Here is a 10,703-nt window from a genome sequence, read left to right as displayed (position 1 = left end):
CGCCAGGTTCTCCGCCGAACGCCAGAAGTTCTGCGTGGCGTTGCCGTTGAACCAGCCCGCGTCCACGGTGACATCACCGTTGAACGTCGTGTCGTCGGGGTTCAGCCCGAGGCCGGCGATCGACGTGTAGAAACCGATCTGCGCGTTGATGTTGTCGTACGTGCCGGGCTTGAAGAGCAGCGCGTAGCGGCCGTCGCCGAACTGCGCCGACTCCTGCTTCTTGAACACCTCGTCGACCTTGGCCTGGATGTCCGGCGTCGACGGGTCGAACACCATGACGTTCGGGCCGAGATCGCCGCCGCCCTCGACGGCCTGCGCGTCCTGCCCGAAGGCGGTCTGCGCCGTGGGGACGGCCATGAGGAGCGACACGGCGAAGGCGGCGAACCCGAAGGCCCTGCCCCGGCGCCTGCGGCGGGATGGTGCGGTGGAGGTGGGTGTGGGGGGTGTGGTGGGGGCTTCCGTGGGGGGAAGGTGCATGGACGTACGTCTCCAGGGTCTTGGTGCGGGTGACGCGACGAACGGTCCGGAGAGCGCTCAGAGAGCGCTCTCCGATGGGTGTCGATGGTTCCGTTGTTACCCGGGACACGTCAAGAGGTGTGCGTCGGAAGCCTGGACCGAACCCCGCTGTGCGCAACAAATAAGGTCTGCGGCACGGCAATTGACCCGCTCTGTGGCCAGTTCGGAGTGCGCTTGCGTTCAGGAGCTGACGGTGACCGCACGGGAGCGCGGGGTGCTCGGTCCCCATCCGCGTAGCCGCCCCTTAGGGTCGTACGGGTGACCGGACTCGACGTGACCCGCGCCTATTACGACACCGTCGCCGAGGACTACGCCGCCCGCGTTCCCGGACTCTTCGCCGAGGACGTGCCGGGGCGCGCGCTGATCGGCGCGTTCGCGGAGGAGGTCCGAGTGGACGGCGGGCTCCCCGTGGCCGATCTCGGCTGCGGACCGGGCCATGTGACGGCCCATCTGGCCGGCCTCGGGCTGAGCGTCCAGGGCGTGGACGTGTCGCCGCGCATGGTGGAAGCCGCCCGGCGCCGCCACCCGGACCTGCGCTTCGAGACCGGGGCGATGGACGCGCTCGGGCTGCCGGACGGCGGCCTCGGCGGAATCGTGGCCTGGTGGTCGATCCTGCACACGCCGCCGGACCGGCTCCCGGTCCTCTTCGCGGAGTTCCGCCGCGTCCTGGCGCCTGGCGGCCGGCTGCTGCTGGGGTTCCACGCCGGGAACGGGGAGCCCTACACCTCGGAGAAGCGCGCCGGCGGATTCGCGTACGCCATCCATCTGCTGTCACCCGACCGGGTCGTCGGACAACTCGAAGAGGCCGGATTCGCCCTCACCGCCCGGCTGACCACCCCGGGCGCGAGGTGGCCCCAGGTGTGCGTGCTGGCCCGGGCGGCCGGTGCGTGAGGGGTGACCTGGCCGGCACCTTGGTCAGGTGGGGTGCCGGCCAGGGGCTGTGGGTACGCGTCAGGCGCGCGTGATGCGGGCGATGGCCTCGACGGTCAGGGCGCGGTCGTGCGGCTCGGTCTCCAGCGCGCGATGGATGGACAGGCCCTCGATCAGCGCGTCGAGCTGACGGGCCGTCGCCGGGTCGAAGTGCCACTCCAGGGCGACCCGGCTGCGGCGCATCCATTCGCGGGTCAGCTCGCGGTAGGCGGGCTTGCGGGCGGCGAGGGTGTACAGCTCGTGCGTGAGGACCAGTTCGCGCTGGTTGCCGCCGGACAGATGGTGGACCAGATCGGCGACCGCCTCGCGCGCCTCGTCCTGCGTGGTGGCGGCGCCCAGGCGCTCCTCGAAGACGGCGACGATGCCGCTGGAGAAGCGGGTGAACGCCTCCCGCAGCAGCTCGTCCATGCCGCCGAAGTGGTACGTCATCGAACCGAGCGGGACCCCGGCGCGAGCGGCGACCTTGCGGTGCGAGGTCCCCGCGACCCCCTCGGCCGCGATCAGGTCGAGCGCGGCGGTGATGATGCGCTCCCGCCGCTCGGGGTCGTTCTGTCCGGTCGCCACGCTCTGTCCCTCGTCGTCCCTAGATCGAACGGATCACCCGGGCCGGATTGCCCACGGCGACCACGTTGGCGGGGATGTCCTTGGTGACCACGGCACCCGCCCCGATGACGCTGTTGTCCCCGATGGTCACACCGGCCAGCACGATCGCCCCGCCGCCGAGCCAGACATTGTCGCCGATCGTGATGGGCCGCGCCGCCTCCAGCTTGTCCCGGCGGGGTGCCGGCTCCACCGGGTGCGTGGGCGTCAGCAGCTGGACGTTCGGCCCGATCTGGCAGTCGCGGCCGATGGTGATCGGCGCGACGTCCAGCGCGGTGAGGTTGTAGTTGATGAACGTGTCCTCGCCGACCGTGATGTACGAGCCGTAGTCGACGTACAGCGGCGGCCGGATGTGTGCCCCCGTGCCGAGACCGCCGAGGAGTTCGGCGACGACGGGCTGCGCCGCGTCCGGGTCCTCGGCGTAGGCGGCGAGATAGCGGGCGGCCAGCCGCACGGCCCGCTTCTGGGCCTCGACGATCTGCGGGTCGTCCGCGATGTACAGGTCTCCGGCGAGCATCCGCTCGTGGTTCGTACGCGGATCGCCCGCGAAGTAGTCCGTCATGGGTACGAGCGTACACTCTAGGCGTACGATCGTACGCTCGTGGCGTCCGCCACTTCTCCCGACCGTCTGACGAGGCCCCGCTGTATGGATGCCGCCACACGCCGCTGGCGTGCCGCCCTGTTCCTCTTCATGCTCGCCGCCGGTACCGGCATGGCCTCCTGGGTCGCGCGCACCCCGGCCGTCCGGGACGGGCTCGACGTGTCCACCGGCGCGATGGGCCTGGTGCTGTTCGGGCTGTCCACCGGCTCGATGGCCGGTGTCATGGCGTCCGGGCCGCTGGTGCGGCGCCAAGGGGGCCGCAGGACGATCCTCGGCGGCGTCACCCTGATCGTCGCCGGGCTGCTGGTCGTCGCGGCCGGGACCGCCCTCTCGCTCGCCGCCGTGGTCTTCGGGGGACTGGCCCTGTTCGGCGGCGGGATGGGGATGAGCGAGGTGGCGTTCAACATCGAGGGCGCCGCGGTCGAGACCGCCATCGGCCGGCCCGTCCTGCCGGTGCTGCACGGCTGCTTCAGCCTGGGCACCGTCGTCGGGGCGCTCCTCGGCATGGCGCTGACGGCGGCCGCGTTCCCCGTCGGATGGCATCTGACACTCGTCGCGGTTCTGATAGCCGCGGCCGGTACGCGGGCGGTCCTCGCCATTCCGCACGGCACCGGCAAGGAGGACGCACCGGCCGCGGGCGCGGGGCAGGGCGGCCTGCGGGGCCAGCTGCACGTGTGGCGCGACCGGCAGCTCGTCCTGATCGGCGTGATCGTGCTGGCGATGGCCTTCGCGGAGGGCGCGGCCAACGACTGGCTGCCGCTGCTCATGGTCGACGGGTACGACGTGAGCCCCACGGCGGGCTCGCTGACCTTCCTGGTCTTCGCCGCCTCCATGACCCTGGGCCGATTCGCCGGCGGACCGTTTCTGGAGCGCTTCGGCCGGGCGATGGTCGTCCGGATCAGCGGCCTGACCGCCGCGCTGGGCCTGGCGGTGGTCATCCTCGCCCCGAGCCCCCTGATGGCGGGCGCCGCCACGGTGCTGTGGGGGCTCGGCGCCTCGCTCGGCTTCCCGGTCACGGTCTCCGCCGCGGGCGACCACCCGACGGACGCCGCCGCACGGGTGGCCGCCGTCTCCACGGCGGGCTACGGCGCCTTCCTGGTCGGCCCGCCCGCCCTCGGCTTCCTCGCCGACCACATCGGCCTGCGCCTCACGATGACCGTGGTCCTGGCGCTGGTGGCCGTGGCGGCGCTGCTGGCCGGGGCGCTGGGCCCCGGCCGGGAGGGCGGCAGGCCGAGGGCGGAGGCGGCGCCGGAAACGGCCTAAAGGCCCTCCGCCTCCCCGTCCCACAGCGCGGTGCTGTGCGCGGCGGTCAGCGCGGCGATCCGGGACAGCGCCTCGCCGGCCGGCATGGGGGCGAGCCGGCGGCCGCCGCGCAGCCGGAGTGCGACGAGGCCGTCGGCCGCCTCCGCCGCACCGATCACCACCTGGTACGGCACCAGCCTGGCCTCCCGGATCCGGGCGCCCAGGCTGCCGCGCTCACGGCCGCTGATCCCCGCGCGCAGCCCCAGCTCCGCGCACCGCCCGGCCAGCGCCTCCGCGTCCGGGAGTTCGGCGTCGGACACCGGCAGGACCGCCAGCTGTTGCGGGGCGAGCCAGGCCGGGAAGGCGCCGCCGTGCTGCTCGATGAGATGGGCGACGGCCCGCTCGACGCTGCCGATGATGCTGCGGTGCACCATCACCGGGCGGTGCTTCGCCCCGTCGGCCCCGGTGTACTGGAGGTCGAAGCGCTCCGGCTGGTGGAAGTCGGCCTGCACGGTGGACAGGGTGAACTCGCGGCCCGCCGCGTCCTCGACCTGGACGTCGATCTTCGGCCCGTAGAAAGCCGCCTCGCCCTCCGCCGCCTCGTACGGCAGCCCCGACGCTTCCAGCACCTCGGTCAGCAGGGCGGTGGAACGCCGCCACAGCTCGGGGGCGGCTACATACTTGCCGCCCGGCCCCGGCAGCGACAGCCGGAAGCGGGCCGCGCGGACTCCCAGCGCCTCGTACGCCCGGAGGATCATGTCGAGCGCCCCGCGCGCCTCGTCGGCGACCTGCTCCACGGTGCAGAAGATGTGCGCGTCGTTCAGCTGGATGGAGCGCACCCGGGTCAGCCCGCCGAGCACCCCGGACAGCTCCGCGCGGTACATCCCGCCCAGCTCCGCCATCCGCAGCGGCAGTTCGCGGTAGCTGTGCGCCCGGGAGCGGTAGATCACCGCGTGGTGCGGGCACAGGCTGGGCCGCAGCACCAGTTGCTGTCCCTCGCCCAGGTCCATCGGCGGGAACATGTCGTCGCTGTAGTGCGCCCAGTGCCCCGAGCGTTCGTACAGCTCCCGTTTGCCGAGCACCGGCGAGTACACGTGGCGGTAGCCGGCCCGCCGCTCGGCGTCCCGGATGTACTCCTCCAGGGTGTGCCGCAGCTCCGCTCCGTCCGGCAGCCAGTAGGGAAGCCCCGCGCCGATCAGCGGGTCGGTGTCGAACAGCTCCAGCTCGCGGCCGAGTCTGCGGTGGTCGTGCATGGGGGTCTCCTCGCGGGGGAAGGGCGAGCGACCCCACGCGAAAGCCCCGGGGCACTCGCCCCGGGGCTTGTCGGCTGGTCAGCAGTCAGCGCGCCGGGACACTCTCCGGCGTCGTCGTGTTCACGGCGGCACGCTGCATGGATCCGACGCTAACAGCGCCCCGCGCCCGCCCGCATCCGGTTTTCCCGCCCGTGTGCGGGGGAAGGCCGCGGCTCATGCCTTCTTCACCGAGTCCAGGTGCGCGAAGACCACGACGTTGTCCTCGTAGTCCTTGGCCTTCCGGTCGTAGTTGCCGCCGCAGGTGATGAGCCGCAACTGGGCGTCCGGGGTGTCGGCGTACACCTTGTCGTCGGGGAAGTCCGCCTTGCTGAACGTCTCCACGGTGTCCACGGCGAACGTCGCCACCGTGCCGTCGGCGCGGGTGATGTCGACGGTCGCCCCGGGTTTCAGGAAGCGCAGCTGGAGGAAGACGGCCGGACCGGTCGTGGTGTCCACATGGCCCGCCACGATCGACGCCCCCCGTTCGCCGGGCGTCGCACCGTCCTTGAACCAGCCGACCAGGTTCCTGTCGTTCGGCGGCGGCGCGTCGAGCCGGCCCGAAGGACCGATGGAGAGCGGCGTGAACGGCGCGTCCACCGCGATCGCCGGGATCCGCAGCCGGGTCGGCACCGAGCGGGGCAGCGCGGGCGACTCGCTCGGAGCGGCCTCGGCGGAGGCCCCCGCCGACGGGGACGCGGCGGCGGACGCGGCTGCCGGGGGCGGGGCGGGCGCCTTGTCGTCGGCCGGCGAACCGATGGAGTGGTAGATCAGGGTCATGCCGAGACCGGCCGTCGCGAGGGGCCAGAACAGCGCCCGGCCGAGCGAGCCGGTGCGGGACGCGGCCCCGGGGGAGGGGGTTTCGGTGGTCTGCGGGGCGGCCATGGAGCACGTGCCTTTCGTCCGTACGGGGGCGGTACGAGTGGGGAGGACCGGGGAAACGCGGGCGCCGCGGCCACCGTCCCGAGGGGACGGCGACCGCGACGACAGAGGGCCCGCGGGCCGGTCAGGCCATCGCACCGCCGGACGCCTGGCGGCGGCGGAGCCGGTACGCGGCGACGCCGGCGCCGCCGAGGAGCAGCAGCGAACCGGCCGCCAGACCGCTGCCGGTCATCGCCATCGCACCGCCACCCGTGTGCATGCCGCCGCTCGGCTTCTCCTCGTCCTTGTACTTGCCGCCCTCGTCACCGGGCTGCCACTCCTTGGCCACGGTCTGCGCGAGGGCGCCGCCGCCGGTGTGGACGCCGCCGTGCGGCTTGTCCGCGTCGTCCTTGCTGTACTTGCCGCCCTCGTCGTCCGGCTGCCACTCCTTGGCGAGGGTGTTGGCCAGCGCGCCGCCGCCCGTGTGGACGCCGCCGCTCGGCTTGTCCTTGCTGTACTTGCCGCCCTCGTCACCGGGCTGCCACTCCTTGGCGACCGCCTCGGCGAGGGCGCCGCCGCCGGTGTGGACGCCGCCGTGGGGCTTGTCCGCGTCGTCCTTGCTGTACTTGCCGCCCTCGTCGCCCGGCTGCCACTCCTTCGTGACGGTCTTCGACAGGGCGCCACCGCCGGTGTGCATGCCGCCGTGCGGCTGGTCCTTCTTCCACTCGCCGTCGGAGTTGTCGTGCTCGTGGTCGGAGGCGGACGAGCCGCCGTGGTGCTGGTCGGCGGCGACGGTCATCGCGTAGGCCGAGGGAGCGGTGATGGTGAGGACCGCCGTGACGGCGGCCGAAGCGAACAGCGTGCGGGCAGAGCGCATCTGTACACATTTCCTTTCGTCGCCCCTGCGAGGAGTGACGACGTGTCGACTCCTGGTGACGCAGTGGCTACGTGATCCACCGTCAGTCCGAACCCGGGAGCGCGCCATCGGAGAGCGCCGCATGGGGGCCGCGGCGTGGGCCCATCGAGTGGCGGAGAACGGATAATCACCCGTTGGACGGCATGCCGCGCCCCAAGAGGTTTGGGCGACGCGCCTCAAGGGTTCTGAGCGACGCGCCCCACCTCCCGCCCCGTCAGTTCAGGAGGGCCCGCGCCGCCCGCGCACTGGCGCGCACCGCCTCCGCGACGGCCGGTTCCACCTCTTCCACGACCCGCGCGTACTCCTCCAGCTCGGCCGCGCCGCGCAGGAACTCGCCCGCGCGCACCAGCAGCTGGGCGTGCTCGTAGCGCAGCCTGGCCGGGTGCGACGGCAGCAGCAGCGACAGCTCCGCGGCCCACAGCGCCACGGCCGTGTGCTCCGGGCGGGCCGCGGCCCAGGCCCGGATGTTGTTCAGGACCCGCAGCACGACCTCCAGCGGCCGCGCGGGCTCCAGCGACGACGGCTCCCACCGCTCCCCGGTCGCGCTCGTCACCAGCAGCTCCGCGTCCTGGTCCGTCAGCGGCCGCCCCCCGGCGAACGGATCGGCGAGCACCCGCTCGCCCGGGTCGCCGAAGCCGACCACGAAATGACCCGGCAGAGCCACCCCGTACACCGGGGCGCCCGCCCGCCGGGCGACCTCGATCCACACCACCGACAGCAGGATCGGCAGCCCGCGCCGCCGCCGCAGGACCTCGTGCAGCAGGGAGGACTCCAGCCGCTGGTAGTCCGCCGTCGAGCCCTCGAACCCGCACCGCTCACCGAGCAGTTCGGCCAGGGCCGACGCCCAGGCGTGCGCCCCGCGCAGTCCGTACGGGAGCAGCCCGGCGAGCCGGTCCAGCTCGATCTGGGCCTCGTCGACGCCGTGCGCGTCCAGCGCCGGATCGGCCTCCGCCGCCACCAGCAGGCACAGCAGTGCCAGGTCGGGCCGTTCGGCCCTGGCCTCCTCCGCGAACCGGCGGCGCCGCTCCTCGCGGTCGTTCCTCTCGGGCGCCACCGGTCACACCGGCCGGAAGTGGTGGTAGCGGTGGTGCGTGGCGAAACCCATCCCGTCGTACAGCGCGCGGGCGCCCTCGTTGTCCGCCTCCACCTGGAGCCAGGCGGCGGACGCGCCCTCGTCCATCGCCTGCCGGGCCAGCGCGGTCATCACGGCGGTCGCCAGGCCCCGGCGCCGGTGCTCGGGCGCCACCTCGACGGCCATGAAGCCGGCCCACCGGCCGTCCACCACGCACCGCCCGATCGCGGCGGGCGCCTCGCCCTCCTCGCCGGGCACGGTGGCGAACCACACCGAGGGGCCCCCGTGCAGCACGGCCGTCACCTCCGGCCCCGGCGTCCCGACGCGCTGGTAGCGGGTGAGCCACGCCGCACCGGCCGTACGGTCCAGCCGGACCCGGGAGACCTCGGCGGGCAGGTCGCCGACCGGGGCGAGCGCCGCGATCCGCACCTCCGCCGTCACCTCGCGCCGCCAGCCGTGCTCCTCCAGCGCCGCGCACAGCTCCTCCTGCGCGCCCTCGGCACCGGTCGCGGTCTGTACGTACGCGGGCAGCCCCCGTTCCGCGTACCACGTCCGGACCTGCCCGAGCGCCTCGCCGAGCGGCATGCCCGGGTCGCCGAGCGGCAGCACGGAGTTGGCGCGGCGGGTGAACCCCGCGGAGGCGCGCAGCAGCCAGTCGCCCAGCGGTTCGCTCTCCACGGGCTGCCAGGCGCGCGCGGTCACCCGGGCGAGTTCGGCGAAGGACGCGGCGGGGCCGCGCCGCCGGGCCGGGGCGGCCGGCACGACCTTGCCCGCCACGAGGGACGACTCCGCGATGCGCACCGACGCGCCGTTCTTGGGTGTGATACACAGCACGCCGTCGTTCCACGATGTGAGAACGCCGACCGTGTCGGTGAATTCCGACCCGTTGGAGCCGTCTCCGGTCACACGTCGGACTGATACCCGTTTGCCCACGTCAGCTGGTGCAATTCGGACCTCCAGCCGTCCGCCGATGGTGAATTCCACAGCTCTGTCCGCCCCTCCTGTTCGGATCGTGCCCGCGAACGGAGATACTAGGTGCGGGCATCGACGACGCCGCGCTCCCGCGCGAGAGCCAACGCCCTACCGAGGAGGAACGACAGCGTGACCTACGTCATCGCGCAGCCTTGTGTCGACGTCAAGGACAAGGCCTGCATCGAAGAGTGCCCCGTCGACTGCATCTACGAGGGCCAGCGGTCCTTGTACATCCACCCGGACGAGTGCGTCGACTGTGGAGCCTGCGAGCCGGTCTGCCCGGTGGAAGCGATCTTCTACGAGGACGACACCCCGGACGAGTGGAAGGACTACTACAAGGCGAACGTCGAGTTCTTCGACGACCTCGGGTCGCCCGGTGGTGCCTCCAAGCTCGGCCTGATCGAGCGCGACCACGCGTTCATCGCCGCGCTGCCGCCGCAGAACCAGTAACAGCGCCCCGGCACGTGCGCCGCCCCGGTCCCGTACGGCTCGCCGCCGTGCGGGACCGCGGTGTTTCCCGCCCCCGCCGGGCCGCCCGCGTGAACTCCGTACGAGAAAGCAGAGAGCCGTGTCCGCAGTCTCCTCCCGCCTCCCGGTCTTCCCCTGGGACAAGCTGGCGCCCTACAAGTCGACGGCCGAGGCCCACCCGGACGGGATCGTGGACCTGTCCGTCGGCACGCCCGTCGACCCGGTGCCCGAGCTGATCCGGGAGGCGCTCGTCGCGGCGGCCGACAGCCCCGGCTATCCGACGGTGTGGGGGACCGCCGCGCTGCGCGACGCGCTCACCGGCTGGGTGGAGCGGCGGCTCGGCGCGGTCTCGGTCGCCCACGAGAACGTGCTGCCCGTCGTCGGCTCCAAGGAGCTGGTGGCCTGGCTGCCGACCCAGCTCGGCCTGGGCCCCGGCGACAAGGTCGCCTACCCGCGCCTCGCCTACCCGACGTACGAGGTCGGCGCCCGGCTCTGCGGCGCCGAGCCGGTGGCCTACGACGACCCGACCGAACTCGACCCGGCCGGCCTGAAGCTCCTCTGGCTCAACTCCCCGTCCAACCCGACCGGCCGCGTCCTCGCCAAGGACGAGCTGGTCCGCATCGTCGCTTGGGCGCGCGAGCACGGTGTACTGGTCTTCAGCGACGAGTGCTACCTGGAGCTGGGCTGGGAAGCGGAGCCGGTATCCGTGCTCCACCCGGACGTTTGCGGTGGTACGTACGAGGGCATCGTCGCCGTCCACTCCCTGTCGAAGAGGTCCAACCTCGCGGGCTACCGCGCGGCGTTCATCGCGGGCGACGCGGCCGTGCTGAGCGAGCTGCTGCTGATCCGCAAGCACGGCGGCATGATGACGCCCGCGCCCGTCCAGGCCGCGACCGTCGCCGCGCTCGGCGACGACACCCACGTCGCCGAACAGCGCGCCCGGTACGCGGACCGGCGCGCCGCCCTGCGCACGGCCCTGGAGGCCCACGGCTTCCGCATCGAGCACAGCGAGGCGAGCCTCTACCTCTGGGCCACCCGCGACGAACCCTGCTGGGACACCGTGGCGTACCTGGCGGAGCTGGGCATCCTGGTCGCGCCCGGCGACTTCTACGGACCGGCCGGCGACCGCTTCGTCCGCGTGGCGTTCACGGCCACGGACGAGCGCGTGGCGGCGGCGGTCAAGCGCCTCGGCTGACCGACGGCGTACGTGAGGGGCCCCCAGAAGCACGTGCTTCC

Annotated in this window: 10 protein-coding genes and 2 pseudogenes; 4 read left to right on the top strand and 8 right to left on the bottom strand. The window is 73.1% G+C overall.

All coding sequences use genetic code 11. The features are described 5' to 3' along the window. Positions 1–477 (bottom strand): annotated as a pseudogene (locus ACN6LM_RS36585) (coagulation factor 5/8 type domain-containing protein); the annotation flags it as partial. A gap of 297 nt (positions 478–774) precedes the next feature. Here ACN6LM_RS36585 and ACN6LM_RS36580 point away from each other — a divergent pair. Then, entirely contained in the window at positions 775–1,407 is a 633-nt protein-coding gene (locus ACN6LM_RS36580) for a class I SAM-dependent DNA methyltransferase (RefSeq protein WP_445069736.1), read from the top strand. A gap of 60 nt (positions 1,408–1,467) precedes the next feature. Here the strand turns inward: ACN6LM_RS36580 and ACN6LM_RS36575 are convergent, their stop codons facing one another. Together ACN6LM_RS36575 and ACN6LM_RS36570 are read right to left on the bottom strand one after the other, a co-directional pair. Further along, positions 1,468–2,010 carry a TetR family transcriptional regulator gene (locus ACN6LM_RS36575; RefSeq protein ID WP_164399566.1) on the bottom strand — a complete coding sequence of 181 codons (543 nt, stop codon included), beginning with the start codon at positions 2,008–2,010 and terminating at the stop codon, positions 1,468–1,470. Positions 2,011–2,029: 19 nt separating this feature from the next. Continuing rightward, positions 2,030–2,608: a sugar O-acetyltransferase gene (locus tag ACN6LM_RS36570; RefSeq protein WP_445069735.1), complete on the bottom strand. Its 579-nt coding sequence runs from the start codon at positions 2,606–2,608 to the stop codon at positions 2,030–2,032. 84 nt (positions 2,609–2,692) lie between these two features. On the opposite strand from ACN6LM_RS36570, the gene ACN6LM_RS36565 reads away from it, so the two are divergent. After that, positions 2,693–3,910, top strand: coding sequence for an MFS transporter (locus ACN6LM_RS36565; protein ID WP_445069734.1), 1,218 nt, complete (start codon positions 2,693–2,695; stop codon positions 3,908–3,910). Here the strand turns inward: ACN6LM_RS36565 and thrS are convergent. The 5 genes and pseudogenes from thrS to ACN6LM_RS36540 all read right to left on the bottom strand — a co-directional run. Beyond that, a pseudogene (thrS, locus tag ACN6LM_RS36560) lies at positions 3,907–5,148 on the bottom strand (threonine--tRNA ligase); the annotation flags it as partial. The gene ACN6LM_RS36565 and the pseudogene thrS sit on opposite strands and share 4 nt — an antisense overlap. 207 nt (positions 5,149–5,355) lie before the next feature. Continuing rightward, positions 5,356–6,063 (bottom strand): class F sortase, encoded by a 708-nt coding sequence (locus ACN6LM_RS36555; protein WP_445069733.1) that lies wholly within the window; start codon positions 6,061–6,063, stop codon positions 5,356–5,358. A 121-nt stretch (positions 6,064–6,184) separates the two neighbouring features. Next, positions 6,185–6,916 (bottom strand): hypothetical protein, encoded by a 732-nt coding sequence (locus tag ACN6LM_RS36550; RefSeq protein ID WP_445069732.1) that lies wholly within the window; start codon positions 6,914–6,916, stop codon positions 6,185–6,187. A 253-nt stretch (positions 6,917–7,169) separates the two neighbouring features. Next, positions 7,170–8,009 (bottom strand): transglutaminase-like domain-containing protein, encoded by an 840-nt coding sequence (locus ACN6LM_RS36545; protein ID WP_445069731.1) that lies wholly within the window; start codon positions 8,007–8,009, stop codon positions 7,170–7,172. A 3-nt stretch (positions 8,010–8,012) separates the two neighbouring features. After that, a complete protein-coding gene (locus ACN6LM_RS36540; protein WP_445069730.1) occupies positions 8,013–9,011 on the bottom strand; it encodes a GNAT family N-acetyltransferase in 999 nt (332 codons plus the stop codon). A 117-nt stretch (positions 9,012–9,128) separates the two neighbouring features. Here ACN6LM_RS36540 and fdxA point away from each other — a divergent pair, with 117 nt between their 5' ends. Beyond that, entirely contained in the window at positions 9,129–9,449 is a 321-nt protein-coding gene (gene fdxA, locus ACN6LM_RS36535) for a ferredoxin (protein WP_018105475.1), read from the top strand. Positions 9,450–9,567: 118 nt separating this feature from the next. Next, complete coding sequence (gene dapC / locus ACN6LM_RS36530) at positions 9,568–10,662, top strand: succinyldiaminopimelate transaminase (RefSeq protein WP_445069729.1); 1,095 nt, start codon at positions 9,568–9,570, stop codon at positions 10,660–10,662. Positions 10,663–10,703: the final 41 nt, after the last annotated feature.

The sequence above is a fragment of the Streptomyces sp. SAS_281 genome (genome assembly GCF_052542855.1).
This window is presented reverse-complemented; position numbering and strand designations above follow the sequence as displayed.